Origin of the sequence: Streptomyces purpurascens (assembly GCF_045040895.1) — a bacterium.
Lineage (GTDB): Bacteria > Actinomycetota > Actinomycetes > Streptomycetales > Streptomycetaceae > Streptomyces > Streptomyces purpurascens.
The window spans coordinates 179,904-197,002 of the sequence record NZ_CP108341.1 but is presented as its reverse complement, the minus strand read 5'-3'; the positions used below and the strand labels follow the sequence as shown (position 1 = coordinate 197,002).

Below are 17,099 nucleotides of genomic sequence, written 5' to 3'. Positions count from 1 at the left end.
GATGAAGGGCCGGTACGGGAGGACGTCCGCAGACCATGCTCCTCGGCACAGGCGAGCCGTACATCGTGCTGTGCGCCGAGGTCCCGGCTACATCGATGGATCTACCGGGCAGCCGCGCCCTCCTCCGTCGGGCCTCGGCCGAACAAGACAAGCGGTAACCATGCCAAAGGCGGAATATGGGGCAAAGGGCTGGGAAACCGGTTGAAGTCGCTGAACAACGCGCCCGTGGAGGTCGACATGAACCAAGAGACATCACGTTCGTCGGATCTTCCGCAGCCGTTGCGGGCCGTCGCCTCGGGCCTCAGGCATCTGCCGGGTGCGGAGCAGGTGGGCAAGGTGGCCGGAGGAGCCCTGGACAAGGTCGGCGCGGTGTCGCCGCGCGGCCGCCGGATGGCCGTCTACGCCGGTGCCGGTGTGCTCGGTGTGGCCGGAGTGGTGGAGTGGCCGGTGGCGCTGACCGGCGCCGCCGTCGCCTGGCTGACGCGGCCCCGGCCCGGACAGGAGCCCGACGGCGCCTCACCGAACGGCGGCACGCGAACCGCCCGGACCGGCGAACGCCGCAAGGGCGCCCAGGACAGGCCGGACGATCAGGACACCTCCGCGTACGGCCCCGGCGGCAGACTCGCCGCGTCCCACTACCGGCACGACCAGCCCGAGCCGCACGTCCACGAACAGCCCGCCAAGGTGGGCGACACCGCCACCGCCTCCGCGCTGAAGCAGGTCGCCGAGGCCACCGCGCACCACGACACGCACGGCGAGGAGCCGGACCGGGAACACGCCCACCCGCACGCACACGACGGCCGGCCCACCGGCTGAGTCGGGACAGCAGGAGATGCTCACACGCTTCGACATCGCCCCGCTCGTCGGGGCCGTGGCCGGGGCGGCCGCAGGGGCCGCCCGCGGCACCGCCCAGGGCGTGACGTCCGTCTACGACACCACGCGGCGCGTGCGCAACGTCGCGCGCAACGCCCTGACCGGCGGACAGCACTGGAAGGCCGGGCCGCGCGTCCACCTCGCCCTGCGGCGCGCCGACGGCGAGGCCGGCGCGCTCGCCCGCACGATGGCGGAGGAACTGCTCGACCACCCGGACGTGCTCACGGCGTACTGGGACGAGGGACTGTCCCGCCTGGTGATCACCGTGGCCGAGGACGCCGTCACCGACCGTGTCACCGAGCGGGCCACCGCACTCGCCGCCCGCCTCGGCCTGGACGAGGGCGCCGACCCGAACGCCCGGGACACCAGCCACCCCGGCGACCCCGCCGAGGTGCGCGTCACCGCGGCCGCGATCCTGCTGGACGCCGCCGGCGCGGTCGGCGCCTTCGCCGGCCGGTCCCTGCGCCTGCCGCCCACCTCCCGCATCGTTACCGCGACCGTCACCCTGCTGCGCGAGAACCCCCGCTTCAGGGCCCTGCTCCGGGAGCGATTCGGCACCTCCGGCATGGAACTCGTCCTCGCCGCCGCCAACGCCGCCGCACACGGCGCCGGCCAGACCCCGCTGGCGCTCGTGCTCGACGGCGTCCTGCGCGGCACCCAGCTGACCGAGGCCGTGGCCAGGGCCGCGGCCTTCGAGGCACTGCACGACGACATCTGCCACGGCCGCCGCACCAGCCTGCCCTGCCCGCCGGGCACCCGGCCGCCGCTCAAGGTGACGCCCGCCGCGGAGTACGCCTCCCACGCCAGCACCGGCAGCCTGGCCGGCGCCGCCGCCACCCTCCTCGTCACACACCGCGCGAGCGACGCGGCCGAAGCGGTCCTGGCGGGATCCCCGAAGGCGGCCCGGTACGGACCGGCAGCCTTCGGCGCGACGCTCGGCACGTTCCTCGCCCACGCCGGGATCCTCCTGCGCAACGGGGAGCGCCTGCGGCAGCTGGAGATCGCCGACGCCCTCGTCCTGCACGCCGACGCCCTGCGCAGCCGGCGGGAGGACACCGAAGACGACTCCGACGGGCTGCCCGACGACCCGGTGCACCCCTTCGCCGAGGCCGTCCTCGACGCCGCCCGCAGGGCCGGACTGCACGTCGTGATCGCGGGCGGCTCCGACCTGAAGGACATCATCCGGCTCGCCGACGAGGTCGCCCCGAGCGCCAAGCCGTTCGGAGACGTCGTACGGGCTCTGCAGAAGGACGGGCACGTGGTCGTGACCGTCGCCCGCCTGAACAAGTCCGGCGACGGCCAGGTCGCGGCCGGGCTGCCCGCCGGAGACGTGGCCATCGCCCTCATCGACGGACGGGCCGCCGTCTCCTGGGGCGTCGACGCGCTGGCCCCGGGCGGCCTCGCCGACGTCTGGCGGCTGCTGACGGCGATCCCCGCGGCCCGGCGCGTCGGACGCCGGTCGCAGACACTGGCCCGCGCGGGCGCCGCCCTGTCGGGGCTCCTGGTCGCCCGCGGCGGACAGCGCCTGGGCCGGCTCGGAATGTGGCCCCTCACCCGGCACGCCCCCGTCAACATCGCCGCCGCCAACGCCCTGCTCGCCGGCTGGCTCTCGGCCACCCAGGTGGCCCGGGCCACCCCGCCCCCGCCACGACTGCACATCCCCTGGCACGCCCTGGAACCCCACGAGGTCCGCGACCGGCTGGGACGCGCCGGACGCGACGACGAGCCCCGCGGACTCGCCCTGCTCGCCGACCGCTCGAGACAGCAGGCCGGTCGCCTGATCCGCCACCCGGCCGTGACCCCCGCCCGCTGGACCTGGCAGGCGGCCGGTGCCGTACGCCGCGAACTCGACGATCCCCTCACCCCCGTCCTGGCCACGGGCGCCGTCGCCTCCGCGCTGCTCGGCTCCCTCGTCGACGCCATGCTCGTCGTGGGCGCCATGGACCTCAACGCCGTGACGGGCGGACTCCAGCGGCTGCGCGCCGAACAGGCACTGGCCCGGCTGGCCGCCCGGCAGCAGCCCAAGGCCCGCAAGCAGGACAGCCGCAGACGCACCGTCACCGTCGATGCCGCCCGGCTGCGGCCCGGCGACGAGATCAGCCTCGGCGCCGGCGACGTCGTACCCGCCGACGCGCGACTGCTGGAGGTCGACGGTCTCGAGGTCGACGAGTCGGCACTCACCGGCGAGTCCCTGCCGGTGACCAAGGCCGTCGACGCCACGCCCGGACTGCCGGTCACCCAGCGCACCTGCATGGTGTTCGAGGGCACGACCGTCGTGGCCGGACGCGCCACCGCGCTCGTCGTGGACACCGGCGACCAGACCGAGGCGGGCCGCGCCGTCACCCTCGCCGCCCGCACCCCGCCGCCCGCCGGCGTCCAGGCCCGGCTGCAGGAGCTGACCCGCAAGGCACTGCCGGTGACCTTCACGGGCGGCGCCGCGGTGACCGGACTGTCCCTGCTGCGCGGCAGTCCCGTCCGACGCGCAGTCAGCGGCGGTGTCGCGGTCGCCGTCGCCGCCGTACCGGAAGGACTCCCGCTCGTCGCCACGGTCGCGCAGATGGCGGCCGCCCGCCGGCTGTCCCGGCGCGGCGTCCTGGTCCGCACCCCGCGCACCCTGGAGGCGCTCGGGCGGGTCGACACCGTCTGCTTCGACAAGACCGGCACCCTCACCGAGAACAGACTGCGCCTGGTCCGCGTCGCCACCGCCGACGGCACCGTCCTCGAGACCGGCACCGAACAGGCCCTGCCGGTCCTGCGCCTGGCCGCACGTGCCTGCCCGCAGGAGGAGACGGGGGAGGGGCGCCGTGTCGCGCACGCCACCGACGAGGCCGTCCTCGACGTCGCCCCGCCCGACGAGGGCTGGGCCCCGGCCGGCGAGCTGCCCTTCGAGACACGGCGGGGCTACGCCGCGGCGGTCGGCCGCGACGGCGACCCCGACTTCGGTGAACTCCTCGTCGTCAAGGGCGCCCCGGAGACGATCCTGCCCGCCTGCCGGGACCTCCCCGACCACGCGACCGACACCGCCCACGAGCTGGCGGGAAAGGGGCTGCGCGTCCTCGCCGTCGCCCGGCGCCCTTGCCGGGCCGACGACGCCGACGCCGAACTCGACGCGCCGCTCGCGGACCTGGAGTTCAGCGGCTTCGTCGCCCTCGCCGACGTCCCGCGTGACACCTCGCACGCCCTGCTCGCGGAACTCCGCCGCTCCGGCATCCTGCCCGTCATGCTCACCGGCGACCACCCCGAGACCGCCCGGGCCATCGCCCTGCAACTGGGCTGGCCGGAGGAGACCGAGGCGGTGACCGGCGACGAACTCGTGGCCATGGAACGCCGCGAACGCGTCCGGGTCCTGCGCGGCGCGGGCGTCATCGCCCGGGTCGCCCCCGAGCAGAAGCTGCACGTCGTGGAGGCACTGCAACAGGCCGGACGGGTCGTGGCGATGGCCGGCGACGGCGCCAACGACGCCGCCGCCATCCGTGCCGCCGACGTCGGGGTCGGCGTCGAGTCCCGCGGCTCCGCGGCCGCCCGCAACGCCGCCGACCTCGTGCTCACCACCGGCGATCTGTCCGTCCTCGTCGACGCGGTCGCCGAGGGCCGTGCCCTGTGGCGCAGCGTCGCCGACGCGGTGAGCATCCTCATCGGCGGCAACGCAGGCGAGGTCGGCTTCAGCGTCCTCGGCACCCTGCTGGCCGGCGCCTCACCCCTGTCGACGCGTCAGCTGCTGCTGGTCAACCTGCTCACCGACATGTTCCCGGCCATGGCGGTGGCGGTGACGCCGAGCGACGACCCCTCGACGGCGGAGCACGCCGCGACCGGCCCGATGGGCCTCAACGTCCTCGGCGCCCCGCTGCTGCGCTCCATCCGGCGCCGCGGCATCACCACCTGCCTCGGCGCGGTCACGGCGTACCTCATCGGCCGCCTCACCCCCGGCACCGAACGCCGGTCCACCACCATGGCCCTGTGCGGCGTGGTCGGCGCCCAGCTCGTGCAGACCCTCTCCGGCCGCCGCCGCAGCCCGCTGGTGTGGGTGACGGCCCTCGGCTCGGCCGCCGTACTCGCAGCCCTCGTCCAGACCCCCGGCGTCAGCCACTTCTTCGGCTGCACCCCGCTCGGCCCGGTGGCCTGGGCGGGCGTGGCCCTGGCCATTGGCCTCTCGGCCCTGGCCCCGCGCCTGGAGCACCTCCGGGCCGTCCACCTGCTCTACGAGGCGGTGACACGCCTCGCCCTGCGCCTGGGCGACCTGACCCAGCAGGCCCGGGAGCTGCTGCGGAGCGGGATCGCCCGGCCGGTGGTGGCGTAACGGGCGAGCACACACGACAGATGGCGGCCGCCACCACTGCGCGTGGTGGCGGCCGCCATCTGTCGCCGGCTCAGACCGCGCCGCGCCAGGCGCCCGTCTCCGAGCCACGGGTCTCCATGAACTGCTTGAACCGCCGCAGGTCACCCGAGACCTGCCGCTTGACGAACCCGAGCTTGTCGCCCACGGTCTCGGTCAGCCCCATGGGGTCGAACTCCAACTGCAGCATGACCTTGGTCGTGTCGTCCTGGATGCGGTGGAAGGTGACCACACCGGCCTGCCTGGCCTCGCCGCCCACCGTCGTCCAGGCCACGCGCTCGTCGGGAACCTGCTCGGTGATCTCCGCGTCGAACTCCCGCTCCTGGCCGCCGACCTTCGTCACCCAGTGCGTCAGCGTGTCGGTGCGCTGCTCGATGCGCTCCACGCCGTCCATGAACCGGGGAAAGTCCTCGAACTGGGTCCACTGGTTGTAGGCCGTGTGCACCGGGACGCGGACCTCGATGGATTCCTCTACCTGTGACAAGGCGGTACCTCCCTTTCTCGTACGGAGAGCGACGGACGGGTACCAGATCTCGCGCCGGGCACTCATGCTCTTCACGACTTGTAAGGTCGGATGCCGTGGCCACCTTGCTGATCGTCCATCACACGCCCTCGCCCAACTGCCAGGCGATGTTCGAAGCCGTCGTCTCCGGGGCGACCGACCCCGAGATCGAGAACGTCACGGTCGTGCGCCTGCCCGCGCTGTCCGCCACCGCCTCCGACGTCCTCGCGGCCGACGGCTACCTCCTCGGCACCCCCGCGAACCTCGGCTACATGTCCGGCGCCCTCAAGCACTTCTTCGACCAGGTCTACTACCCGTGCCTGGACGCCACGCGCGGCCGGCCCTTCGGCTACTACGTGCACGGCGGGAACGACGTCACCGGAGCGGTGCGGGGCATCGAGTCGATCACGACGGGCCTCGGCTGGCGCCGCACCGCCGAGGCCGTGACCGTGACCGGAGAGCCGGACAAGGGCGACGTCGAGCGTTGCTGGGAACTGGGCGCGACGGTCGCCGCGGGACTCATGGGCTGAACCCGTCAGGTCTCTTCCACCCGGCGCCGGTCCTCCTCGTCCCACGCCCGGGTGTCACGCGGCTGGGTGTACGGCTCGTCCTCGGGCGGATGCCCACCGGCGATGGCCCGCTGCCGTACCGTCTCCGCGTCGAACTCCAGGCCCAGCAGGATCGCCAGGTTGGTGATCCACAGCCACACCAGGAAGACGATGACACCGGCCATCGTGCCGTAGGTCTTGTTGTACGAGGCGAAGTTGGCCACGTAGATGGCGAAGCCCGCCGACGCGACCAGCCAGATCAGCAGGGCCAGCACACTGCCCGGCGTGATCCAGCGGAACCCCTTCACCTTGGCGTTCGGGGTCGCCCAGTACAGAATCGCGATCATGATCGTGACCAGCACGACCAGAACGGGCCACTTCGCGAACGACCACACCGTCAGCGCGGTGTCGCCGATACCCAGAGTGGTCCCGGCCTGACGGGCCAGCCCGCCCGTGAAGACCACGATCAGCGCGCTGATCGTGGCCAGCACCATCAGCACCACCGTCACACCCACCCGCACCGGCAGCACCTTCCACACGGGCCGCCCCTCGGGCATGTCGTAGACGGCGTTGGCGGAGCGGATGAACGCCGCCACGTAGCCGGAGGCCGACCACACCGCCAGCACAAGACCGACGATGGCCATCAGCGAGCCGATGCCGGCGTTGCCCTGCAACTGCTCGACGGCCCGGGTGATGATGTCCCGCGCCGCGCCGGGAGCGAACTGCTGGATGTTCTCGAGGACCTTGTCCGTGGTCGACTTGCCGGTGATGCCCAGCAGCGACACCAGCACCAGCAGCGCCGGGAAGATCGAAAGCACCGTGTAGTACGTCAGCGCCGCGGCCCGGTCGGTCAGCTCGTCCTTCTTGAACTCCCGCAGGCTCCCCTTCAGCACCGCACCCCACGACGTCCGGGGCAGTTCACTCGGCGTGTCCGGCGCCGCGCGTTCCACTTCGGGTCCCGGACCGGCCGTCCCGGGCGCCGGCCGAGGGCTCTCCGACGGCTCCGAAGGCGGAGCCTCGCTCTCGTGATGTTCTTTTCGTCCTGGAATATGCAGCTTCACCATGCGAGCCGGGTAACCCCGGTCCGGGCCCCTAAGCGGACCCGTCGGCCGCGCCCGGCAGGTCGGCGTCACCCGCCCAGGGCCGGAACATCAACCCCGCAGGGCGAGCCCCCGCTGCTCCAGCGCCTCCGACAGCACCCGCACGGCCCTGGGCCCGACCCCGTGCAGCGCCGGCGGTTCCGCCCGGAAGTGCCGGGCCACCCGCTTCAGCGTCGTCACGCCGGCGCCGACCAGGGCCTGCGTCGCGGGCCGGTCGATGCCGACGGGCAGGTCGCCGCCCGGGGCGTCGGCCGCCGCCTCCGCCGCGGCGAGGGACGCGGCGAGCCGCTTCGGGGCGCGGCTGAACCAGGACGCTCGGACCAGCGCGTTGAGATCCTCGGTCTCCTCCCGCGGCACGTACAGCTGCAGTCCGGCGCACGCACCACCTCGTCACAGCGGGTTGAGGGAGCGCTCCCACAGCGTGCACGATGCCGACATGACCACGTCCCCCGCCATCCGCCCCTACAGCCCCGAGGACCGTTCGGCCCTCGACGACATCTGCATCCGCACCGCACACGCCGGCCAGGACAGCCGCCCCCACTACGCGGACCCGGGCATCTTCCCTGCGACCTTCGCGGCTCCCTACGTCCGTCTGGAGCCGGAACTGGCCTTCGTATTGGACGACGGCCAGGGGCGTGCGGTCGGCTACATCCTCGGCTCCGCCGACACCCCGCGGTTCGCCGCGGAGTTCCGCACCACGTGGCTGCCCCTGGTCGCCGGGCGTTACCCGGAACCGCCCGAGCCGCCGCACACTCCGGACGAGGCGATGGCGCACCTGCTGCACCACCCCGAACGGATGGTGGTGCCCGAACTGGCCGCGTATCCCGCGCATCTGCACATCGACCTGCTGCCCGACTGGCAGGGCCGGGGCCACGGACGCCACCTGATGCGGACGCTCCTCGGGGCGCTCCAGGACAGGGGAGTCCTGGCCGTCCACCTGGCCATGGCGACCGCCAACACCGAGGCCAGGGCCTTCTACGACCGCCTGGGGTTCCGCGAGATCGACGTTCCGGAGCCCGGCTCGGCGACCTATCTCGGCCGCACCACGAAGGAACTCGACCGGCTCTGACAGTCGCCCGTCGAACGCCACGATCGCGCCAGGAGCTACGGAAGTGGCGCAATCGTGCGTTGCCGACCCGTGCCATCGGGCGCAGCGTGGGAGTGCGGGAGCGCTCCCACGCGATCCCGCACTCCCCACGTAAGGCACCAACCCCCACACCGAAAGCAGGAGATCATGGATTGTCATGGTCATGTCCATCAAGGCGGATCCCGTCCGGTCAGGACCCGTCTGACACTCGCCCTGAGCGTGCTGGTGGCCGCGCTGCTCAGCCTGATCCCATGGAGCGGCACCGCCGTCGCCCACGGCTCGGTCGTCGACCCGGCATCCCGCAACTACGGCTGCTGGCTGCGCTGGGGGAACGACCACCTCAACCCCGCCATGGCCCAGCAGGACCCCATGTGCTGGCAGGCGTGGCGGAGCGACGCGAACGCCATGTGGAACTGGAACGGCCTGTACCGCAACGGCTCCGGCGGCAACTTCCAGGCCGTGGTGCCCGACGGCCAGCTGTGCAGCGGCGGCCGGACCGAGGGCGGCCGGTACAACTCCCTCGACACGGTCGGCGCCTGGAAGACGACGGACATCGGCAACAACTTCACCGTGAAGCTGTACGACCAGGCCAGCCACGGCGCCGACTACTTCCTGGTGTACGTCACGCGGCAGGGCTTCAACCCTGCCACCCAGCCGCTGACCTGGAACGACCTCCGGCTCGTCACTCGCACCGGCAAGTACGGGCCCAGTCAGAACTACGAGATCCCCGTGAGCACTTCAGGGCTGAGCGGCCGCCATGTCGTCTACACGATCTGGCAGGCGTCGCACATGGACCAGACCTACTTCCTGTGCAGTGACGTGAACTTCCGCTGACCTGCCGCTTCGGCTGCCGTACCCCGCCGGACGGGGCGAGTCCGGCGGGGTACGGCTGTGCATGCTTTCTGAGAGTTCTCGAAGAATTTCCGGGGCGGCTGAACGCTCCGGAGCTCCCGCACGTATGGGGCGAGGGGATTTTCATGCCCGGCACGCCTCAAGCGCAGGAGAGCACCCTTGGCACGCAATACGCGAAGACGCCCTACAGGCCCACGGCGCGCGACCTTCGCCGCAGTCGCGCTGATGCTGGGCGGAGGCGGCCTGATGGCGGCGAATGTCTACGCCTCGGCCACGGACGGCGGTTCGGGCGGTGAGCCCGCCCAGACGCGGTCCGGTACGGGGGTGCGGACCGCGGGCGCCACGATCGACTGCCCCGACGTGGGCAGCCGGCTGACCTCGGTCCCCGAACAGGCGAGGGCGGAGGTCGACAAGGAACTCGCCCTTCTGGACGAGCAGATCGCCAAGGCCTACCAGCGGCTGAGCGAATCGGCGCAACAGATACAGCAGGATTCCGGCTTCGCCGACAACGCGATCATGAACCCGCTGAAGGAGAAGCGGGGCGCGACCCTCGAGCGCATCGCCATCGCCATCGACCGGGTGGGCGACCGCCCCGAGGGACTCGACGCCCTCGCGGCCTGCACCGTCCGGGAGTCCGGCAACCAGGCTCCCGAGCAGGGCGAGGGCCAGGACGGCGGCGGCGCGGAGCAGCCCGGCCAGGAACAGGGCCAGGGCGGCCAGGAGCAGGGCAACGGCGAGGGTCAGGGCAACAACGGCGGACAGGCGGGCAACGGACCGGTCGCCGCCGACTTCGCGGACATCACCAGCGTCCAGCCCAACGTGAACAGCCCCCGCCAGAAGGGCAACGCCTCCCGCGGCACCTTCGCCACCAGCTGCGGCGTGAACGAGAACGGCCTGTTCAACTCCGACAACATCATCGCCGCCCCGGGCGTCACCAACGGCGCCCACCACTTCCACGACTACGTCGGCAACCAGGCCAACAACGCCTTCGCCAGCGACCAGGACCTCGCGAACGCCGAGACCAGCTGCGACGACCAGGGCGACAAGTCCTCCTACTACTGGCCCGTCCTGCGCGTGCAGAACGGCACCCAGGAGCAGGACGCCGACTCGCCCGGCGGGGGCATCGAGGGCAACGCCGGCGCGATCGTCACGCCGAAGCAGGTCACGCTCGACTTCGTGGGGAACCCGCGCGACAAGGTCACGGCCATGCCGCGGCTGCTGCGCATCATCACCGGCGACGCCAAGTCGTTCGTCAACGGCACGGCCAACGCCAACGCCTCCTGGAGCTGCACCGGCTTCGAGGACCGGCAGCTGAAGGACAAGTACCCGCTGTGCCCGAAGGGCAGCGACGTCGTGCGCTCCTTCAAGTTCCAGAGCTGCTGGGACGGCCGCAACATCGACAGCGCCAACCACCGCACCCACGTGGCGTTCGCCGACGCCTCCGGCGTGTGCCCGTCCGGCTTCCGGCCCATTCCGCAGCTGGTCCAGCGCATCGTCTACGACGTCGACGCGCCGAGCCTGAACGACGGCGGCCGTACGACACCGCTCTTCGCGGTGGACTCCTTCCCCGAGCAGCTGCACAAGCCGGTCACGGACCACGGCGACTTCATCAACGTCTTCGACGAGGACCTGATGGGGGAGGTGGTCGACTGCATCAACGACGGCAGGAAGTGCGGAGCCGGAGCGGAAGCCGAACCGGGTGAGGAGCCGGGTCAGGAGCCGAGCGAGGAGCCGAGTCAGGAGCCCGGGGCGGGCGAGGAGCCGAGCGAGGAGCCGACGAAGACCCCCGAGGCTCCGCAGGAGCAGCCCACCCGCACCCCGGACGCCCCGCAGGACGGCAACGCGGGCGGCAAGCCCGGCGACACGGGCGATGACGGTAAGGACGAGGCGTCCAGGCCGCCGGCGACGGACAAGCCGGCCCCCGCACCGGAGCCGAGCGACTCGCCCGCCGACGAAGCCGAGGTGTACGCGACGCCCTCGGCGAAGTCCGGTGAACAGGGCGGCGCGAAGGACGACACCGGCGAGGACGCGGACGGTCTCGGCCAGTCCCAGGCCGTCGGCACGGCGACCAGCGCCGCCGCAACCCCGGCGGCCCCGCCCCGGACCGAGCCCCAGGCGATCGGCAGCGGCAACCTGGCCGACACCGGCGCCCAGCTCTGGCCGGCCGCGGCAGGTGCCGTACTCGTCATCGCGGGCTTCGTGGTCCTCCGCCGCGCCAGGCGCACCTGACACGGCAACGCCCTGACATGCCCGGGAACGGCGGTGGGATCCCTCCTCGGATCCCGCCGCCGTTCTCCGCAGTCCGGCACCCTTCGGCCGACCCCGAAGTGCGCACCCTCTACCGTGACCCCATGGACAGCACCTGGAACGCCGGACACGGTGCCGGCGGCGGAGTCGCGGCGTGACGCCCTGGGAGATGGCGGCCGTGTTCGCGGCCGGTACGGGCGCCGGCGCCGTCAACGCCGTCGTCGGCTCGGGAACCCTGATCACCTTCCCGGTGCTGCTCGCCACCGGACTGCCTCCGGTCACGGCGACCGTGTCCAACGGGCTCGGCCTGGTTCCCGGCTCGATCAGCGCGGTCATCGGCTATCGCGAGGAACTCCGGGGCCAGGGACGGCGCGTCCTCCTGCTCGGCATCGGTGCCGTGCTGGGCGGCCTCGCGGGCGCCGTGCTGCTGCTGACCCTGCCCGCCGCGGCCTTCGAGCGGATCGTGCCGGCCCTGGTGGGTCTCGCCCTCGTCCTGGTCGCCTGCCAGCCCCTCATCGCCGAGCGAGTGCGCCGCCGCCGCAGCCGCACCGGCGGCACCGCCCGTCCCGACGGCGGCCCGCTGCTGTTCACGGGGCTGACGCTCGCCAGCGTCTACGGCGGCTACTTCTCGGCAGCGCAGGGCATCATCTACGTATCCCTGATGGGCATGCTGCTCGACGAGACGCTCCAGCGGCTGAACGCCGTGAAGAACGTGCTCGCGGCCGTCGTCAACACCGTCGCCGCCGTGCTCTTCCTCTTCTTCGCGGAGTTCGACTGGACGGCCGTCGTCCTCATCGCCGCCGGGTCCGCGCTGGGCGGCCTGGTCGGAGCCAGGACGGGCCGCCGCTTCAGCCCCGCCGTCCTGCGGACCCTGATCGTGTCGGTCGGCACCGTCGCCCTCGTGCACCTGGTGCTCCACTGAGGCCGGTTCGCTACGGCGCCGGACGGGCGCCCGCCTCCTTCGGTTCCCCCTCGGCGTCGATGTGGGGCATCACCCGGTCCAGCCAGCGCGGAGTCCACCAGGCGTGCGGCCCGAGCAGCGTCATCACGGCCGGCACCATCAGCAGGCGCACCACACTGGCGTCGATGAGCACGCTGACGGCCAGCCCCAGCCCGAGCATCTTGACCACGATGTTGTCGCTGATGATGAACGCCGCGAACACACTCACCATGATCAGCGCGGCGCTCGTGATGACCCGGGCCGTGATCTCCAGGGCGTGCGCCACCGACGCCTTGGCGTCCCCGGTGCGCCGCCACGCCTCGTGGACGCGGGACAGCAGGAAGATCTCGTAGTCCATGCTGAGGCCGAAGATGATGGCGAACATCATCATCGGCACATAGCTCTCGATGGGCACCTTGCCGTGCACGCCGAGCGCGGGCCCGCCCCAGCCCCACTGGAACACCGCGACGACCACGCCGTACGACGCGGCGATCGACAGCACGTTCAGGACGGCCGCCTTGACGGCGACGAGCAGCCCCCGGAACACCGCCAGGATGATCAGGAACGCCAGGCCCACCACGACGGCGATGATCACCGGGAGCTGGGAGGCGACGATGTCACGGAAGTCGACCTGTGTCGCCGTCGTACCGGTGACGTACCCCTTGGCGTCCGTCCCCTGGACGGCGTCCGGCAGCGTGTCGTCGACGAGACGGTTGGTCAGGTCCGTGGTCGCGGCGTTCTGCGGGGACTTGGTCGAGTAGACCGTGCCGACCAGGACGTCCCCGTCCTGGGTGGGCGTCAGGGGGGTGACGGCGGCGGCCCCTTCGACCGAGTCGAGCGTGGTCTGGGCCCGCGAGGCCAGATCGTCGCGCTGCGAGTCCGGTACGTCCGTCTGGTCGATGACGACGGTGAGCGGACCGTTGGACCCGGGCCCGAAGGCGTCGGTCATCAGGTCGAACGCCCGCCGGTCGGTGAAGGAGGTCGGGTCGGCGCCGTCGCCGATGTGGCCGAGCTGGATGGAGAACACCGGGATCGCGAGCACCGCGATCACGGCGACACCCCCTGACAGGAACCACAGCGGCCTGCGCTCCACCCGCTGCGCGTACCGGTGCCAGGTGCCCTGCGGCGTCTCACCCGCCTCGGCGTCGGTCTCGGCGACGGGGCGGCGCACGTGGTAGCGGTCGATGTGCCGGCCGATGAGGCCGAGCAGGGCCGGTACCAGGGTGAGCGCGCCGATGACCGCCGAGACGACGGTGACGGCGGCGGCGAGACCGAGCAGGGAGATGAAGGAAACCCCGGACGCGGACAGGCCCGCCAGCGCGATGATCACCGTGCAGCCGGAGACGAGGACGGCGTGGCCGCTGGTGCTCGCGGCCTGCCCGGCGGCCCGCACCGGGTCCGCGCCGTCGATCAGGTTCTGCCGGTAGCGGGTGATCATGAACAGGGCGTAGTCGATACCGACACCGAGGCCGATCATGGTGGCCAGGGTCGGTGAGACCGTCGCGAAGGTGAACGCGGCGGCCAGCAACCCGAGGATGGCGAGACCGCCGACGACGCTGATCAGCGCGGTGAGCAGCGGAATGCCGGCGGCGATCACGCTGCCGAACCCGACGAGCAGCACGATGACGGCCACGCCGAACCCGATCAGCTCGCTCACCCGGTCGTCGGCGGCCGGCCGCGCGAGTTCGCCGAGCGGCCCGCCGTACTCGACCTCCGCTCCCGCCGAACGCAGCGGCTGTACGGCGGTGTCGACGCCGGTCAGGTATCCGGCGCCGAGGGTCGAGGGCTGCACGTTGAAACGGACCGTGATGTACGCCGTCTTCTTGTCGTCCGACAACGGCCCGACGTTCGGCTGCGACTGCTGCGACGACGAGCCCGGGGCGGACAGCGGGTTCTGGGCCGACAGGACGTGCGGGAGCTTCTCCAGGTCGGCGACCGTCGTGGACATCTGCGAGCTCAGCGCGGTCAGGGCTTGGCTGTCGTCGTGCAGCACGATCTGGCTGCTGTAGCCGCCGGCCTGCGGATCGTGCTCCTTCAGCACGTCCAGGCCCTTCTGCGCCTGCGCCTGAGGCAGGGAGAAGTTGTCGGAGTACGCACCCCCGGACACATGGTTGACGACCTGGAGGGCCACCAGCGCCACGAGCCACGCCCCGATGACGATCCCGAAGTGGCGTGCGCACCATTCACCCAGGCGCCGCAGCAGACCCGCACGCGCGGTCTTCTTGTCCCCTTCACCGGTGCGGGAGTGCGGCATCTACGTGGCTCCTGTGTCGGCTGAGACATCGGGTGCCGTCCATTAGATGCGCGGGGGATCACTCCGGCATTTCCGGCGCGCGGGCGCCCTGCCACTCCGGACGGTCGTTCCCCCGAAAGGTGGCCATCGGGGCGGCGCGGCGGGCTCGCCCACCGATGCGCCGGCGCGCCGAGGTCAGGTTCAGTGCCCCGGACCCCAAGGCGACGCCGAGGCCGACCAGCGCGCTGCCCGCCGCCTGCGCCAGACCGTAGGACCCCGTGCCGACCAGTGGTGCGGTACCGGCCGCCGCGACCGGGATGAGCCCGGAGAACAGGGTGGCGCGTTCCGCGCCGATCCGCTGCATGCCCATGTACCAGCACACGAATCCGACCACCGTGACCACCACCCCCTGCCACAGCAGCGCGGCGGCCTCGGCGGTGTCCGGACGCCGCAGCCACCCGGCCCCGTCGACCAGCACACCGACCGCCGCCGACTCCAGCGCGGCGACCGCGCACACCGTGGCGGACAGCAACCGGGGCCCGAGCGGCCGCAGTACGGGTACGGCGAGCACGGCGAACCCGACCTCTCCCGCCAGGGCGCACACGGAGAAGGCGAGGCCCGCGCCGTCGGTGCGACCCCAGCCCTGGACGGCGCAGGCGCCGACGGCCACGAGCAACGCCCCGTACAGGACCGCCCGCCTGGGCCCGCGCCCGTCCAGGAGGGGCACGAGCACGGCGACGACCACCGGCGCACAGCCCACGAACACGCCGGGAACCGCCGGTTCCGCTGTGCGCTCCGCGGCGATGACGGTCAGGTTGAAGCCGACCATGCCGACCGCGGCGAGCAGGATGAGACGGACCCACTGACGAGGCGTCAGCGCCCTCAGCCGGGCGGTCGAGCCCTTCCCGGCCAGGGGCAGGAGCAGCAGACAGGCCAGCCCGTAGCGCAGGAACTGGCCGCCCGCGTACGGGTACTCGCCCAGGACGCTGTTGGCCGTGAAGGACGCTCCGACGAGGACGCAGGCGAACGCGGCGAGCAGGGTTCCCCGCGTGGTGGTGACGTTCATACCGGCGACGCTAGGCAGCGCGGCGGCCCGGCTCGGGGTCCACTCTCGTGCCGGCTTGGTGGACCAATCCGGCCCGGGCCGCCGCCTGAGGGTCAGCCGATGTGGTAGCTGTCGCCGTAGACCTTCCAGTCCAGCGGTGGGTCGAGGTCGAGGTTCCGCTTGCGCAGGAAGACGCGCTGCGCCGTGTCGACCCGGCTCGTGTCGCTGTGCGCCTCCTCCTGCCTCATGGCCCACACCCGCGCGTCCAGGAAGGCGTCGAGGTACGTCACCTCGTCACCGCCCCACGCCGGCGGGTTCGCCGTGCGCAGCGCACGCCCCCGGATGTTGCGGAAGCTCAGGGGGTCGTTGCCGTCGCCGTGCATGACGATGGCGTCGTAGTACGCGAACTGGCCGAGCACCCGCAGCCCGTCCGCCTTGCCCTGGCGGACCGCCGGGCCGAAGTACACCCGGTCGCGCTCGTCGTCCTGCGCCCGCCGGAACGCGGCGTCACGGGCCGCCCGGCGCCAGTCGCCGGGGAAGCCCGGGTCGAGCCCGTCGTGGGAGTCGGAACCGTCGACCTCGCGCAGCGCCGGCAGGTACTTCGCGAGGACGTTGCCGGGCTTGCGGCCGGTGTAGAGCTCGACGAGGTCGAGCATGTCGCCGGTGCCGGAGCAGAACCCGATGATGCCCGCGGTGTAGCCGCGGCCGTCGCGGATGTCCTCGATGTACTGGTACTGCGCCTTCCAGTCGAGCGATGAGTTCTCCGCGCTCGACACGAGCTGCATGGCGATCTCCTTCTTCGCCGGGTCGTCGAGGCCGATCGCACGGACGGAGGCCGTGGCGTGCGGCGGCTTCAGGAACGGGGCGGCGGCGAGGGCGGCGCCGAACAACGCCAGGGCGGTGCGGCGCGGGGTCGGGTGTCTCACGGGGCCTCCAGACAGAGTGGGGGTGGGGAGAGCTGGCCGTGCAGAACTGATAGGAAGGTTTCCTATCACTGTCCGCGTGTCCCTGGAACCGTCAGAGGCGAAGTTCGTAGGGTCGAACGAGCCGGCTGAGCACCGCCACGGGAACCAAGAGCCCGCCCCGCACGTCAACTCTTTGCCTGGGGAGGCCGATCGGTCTCGGAGGCCGGCGAGAGAGGGGAATCGCGGTGGACGACGCGACGTCGCAGCAGGGGAGCGAGGCGGAGGCAGCGGCACGCCGGGCCCGCTTCGGCGCACTGCCGGAGCCGGTGCGCGTGGAGGACATGGTCGAGGAACAAGCCGCGGGCGCCCCCGACCCCGCGCGCACCGCCTACAACCAGGACGAGTGGCTCGTGCGCTACTGCCTGTGACGCGAC

14 protein-coding genes are annotated in these 17,099 nt (G+C 72.3%); 8 read left to right on the top strand and 6 right to left on the bottom strand.

Annotated elements, in window-relative coordinates:
• Nucleotides 1–237 precede the first annotated feature (237 nt).
• Nucleotides 238–816 (top strand): hypothetical protein, encoded by a 579-nt coding sequence (locus OHU35_RS00925; RefSeq protein ID WP_189729765.1) that lies wholly within the window; start codon nucleotides 238–240, stop codon nucleotides 814–816.
• 16 nt (nucleotides 817–832) lie between these two features.
• Nucleotides 833–5,170, top strand: coding sequence for an HAD-IC family P-type ATPase (locus OHU35_RS00920; RefSeq protein ID WP_405504187.1), 4,338 nt, complete (start codon nucleotides 833–835; stop codon nucleotides 5,168–5,170).
• Between the two features lie 70 nt (nucleotides 5,171–5,240).
• On the opposite strand, the gene OHU35_RS00915 is transcribed toward OHU35_RS00920, so the two are convergent.
• Entirely contained in the window at nucleotides 5,241–5,690 is a 450-nt protein-coding gene (locus OHU35_RS00915; RefSeq protein WP_189729761.1) for an SRPBCC family protein, read from the bottom strand.
• 95 nt (nucleotides 5,691–5,785) lie between these two features.
• Between OHU35_RS00915 and OHU35_RS00910 the strand changes: the two genes are divergently transcribed.
• A complete protein-coding gene (locus tag OHU35_RS00910; RefSeq protein ID WP_189729759.1) occupies nucleotides 5,786–6,238 on the top strand; it encodes a flavodoxin family protein in 453 nt (150 codons plus the stop codon).
• 5 nt (nucleotides 6,239–6,243) lie between these two features.
• On the opposite strand, the gene OHU35_RS00905 is transcribed toward OHU35_RS00910, so the two are convergent.
• The gene (locus tag OHU35_RS00905) at nucleotides 6,244–7,320 is read right to left on the bottom strand and encodes a YihY/virulence factor BrkB family protein (RefSeq protein WP_189729757.1); all 1,077 of its coding nucleotides are present in this window, start codon (nucleotides 7,318–7,320) and stop codon (nucleotides 6,244–6,246) included.
• An 87-nt stretch (nucleotides 7,321–7,407) separates the two neighbouring features.
• Nucleotides 7,408–7,713 (bottom strand): hypothetical protein, encoded by a 306-nt coding sequence (locus OHU35_RS00900; protein ID WP_405504184.1) that lies wholly within the window; start codon nucleotides 7,711–7,713, stop codon nucleotides 7,408–7,410.
• 79 nt (nucleotides 7,714–7,792) lie between these two features.
• On the opposite strand from OHU35_RS00900, the gene OHU35_RS00895 reads away from it, so the two are divergent.
• The 4 genes from OHU35_RS00895 (at nucleotide 7,793) to OHU35_RS00880 (ending at nucleotide 12,464) form a co-directional block, all read left to right on the top strand.
• Nucleotides 7,793–8,425: a GNAT family N-acetyltransferase gene (locus tag OHU35_RS00895; protein WP_405504182.1), complete on the top strand. Its 633-nt coding sequence runs from the start codon at nucleotides 7,793–7,795 to the stop codon at nucleotides 8,423–8,425.
• A 165-nt stretch (nucleotides 8,426–8,590) separates the two neighbouring features.
• A complete protein-coding gene (locus OHU35_RS00890; protein WP_359896245.1) occupies nucleotides 8,591–9,277 on the top strand; it encodes a lytic polysaccharide monooxygenase in 687 nt (228 codons plus the stop codon).
• A gap of 264 nt (nucleotides 9,278–9,541) precedes the next feature.
• Nucleotides 9,542–11,524, top strand: coding sequence for a DUF1996 domain-containing protein (locus OHU35_RS00885; RefSeq protein ID WP_405504179.1), 1,983 nt, complete (start codon nucleotides 9,542–9,544; stop codon nucleotides 11,522–11,524).
• A gap of 172 nt (nucleotides 11,525–11,696) precedes the next feature.
• Nucleotides 11,697–12,464: a sulfite exporter TauE/SafE family protein gene (locus OHU35_RS00880; RefSeq protein WP_189729750.1), complete on the top strand. Its 768-nt coding sequence runs from the start codon at nucleotides 11,697–11,699 to the stop codon at nucleotides 12,462–12,464.
• A 10-nt stretch (nucleotides 12,465–12,474) separates the two neighbouring features.
• Here the strand turns inward: OHU35_RS00880 and OHU35_RS00875 are convergent, their stop codons facing one another.
• From OHU35_RS00875 to OHU35_RS00865, 3 genes are all read right to left on the bottom strand, one after another.
• The gene (locus tag OHU35_RS00875) at nucleotides 12,475–14,736 is read right to left on the bottom strand and encodes an MMPL family transporter (protein ID WP_405504177.1); all 2,262 of its coding nucleotides are present in this window, start codon (nucleotides 14,734–14,736) and stop codon (nucleotides 12,475–12,477) included.
• 58 nt (nucleotides 14,737–14,794) lie between these two features.
• Complete coding sequence (locus OHU35_RS00870; protein ID WP_359896242.1) at nucleotides 14,795–15,781, bottom strand: DMT family transporter; 987 nt, start codon at nucleotides 15,779–15,781, stop codon at nucleotides 14,795–14,797.
• Nucleotides 15,782–15,873: 92 nt separating this feature from the next.
• Complete coding sequence (locus OHU35_RS00865) at nucleotides 15,874–16,686, bottom strand: chitosanase (protein ID WP_229873417.1); 813 nt, start codon at nucleotides 16,684–16,686, stop codon at nucleotides 15,874–15,876.
• Between the two features lie 224 nt (nucleotides 16,687–16,910).
• Between OHU35_RS00865 and OHU35_RS00860 the strand changes: the two genes are divergently transcribed.
• On the top strand, nucleotides 16,911–17,093 hold the full coding sequence (locus OHU35_RS00860; RefSeq protein WP_189729744.1) for a hypothetical protein: 183 nt from the start codon (nucleotides 16,911–16,913) through the stop codon (nucleotides 17,091–17,093).
• The last annotated feature ends 6 nt before the right edge of the window (nucleotides 17,094–17,099 follow it).

Bases quoted from the DNA above. Each gene is read 5' to 3' on its own strand.
- OHU35_RS00925 (WP_189729765.1), top strand. From the start codon at position 238: ATGAACCAAGAGACATCACGTTCGTCGGATCTTCCGCAGCCGTTGCGG.
- OHU35_RS00920 (WP_405504187.1), top strand. From the start codon at position 833: ATGCTCACACGCTTCGACATCGCCCCGCTCGTCGGGGCCGTGGCCGGG.
- OHU35_RS00905 (WP_189729757.1), bottom strand. From the start codon at position 7,320: ATGGTGAAGCTGCATATTCCAGGACGAAAAGAACATCACGAGAGCGAG.
- OHU35_RS00895 (WP_405504182.1), top strand. From the start codon at position 7,793: ATGACCACGTCCCCCGCCATCCGCCCCTACAGCCCCGAGGACCGTTCG.
- OHU35_RS00890 (WP_359896245.1), top strand. From the start codon at position 8,591: ATGGATTGTCATGGTCATGTCCATCAAGGCGGATCCCGTCCGGTCAGG.
- OHU35_RS00885 (WP_405504179.1), top strand. From the start codon at position 9,542: ATGGCGGCGAATGTCTACGCCTCGGCCACGGACGGCGGTTCGGGCGGT.
- OHU35_RS00875 (WP_405504177.1), bottom strand. From the start codon at position 14,736: ATGCCGCACTCCCGCACCGGTGAAGGGGACAAGAAGACCGCGCGTGCG.
- OHU35_RS00870 (WP_359896242.1), bottom strand. From the start codon at position 15,781: ATGAACGTCACCACCACGCGGGGAACCCTGCTCGCCGCGTTCGCCTGC.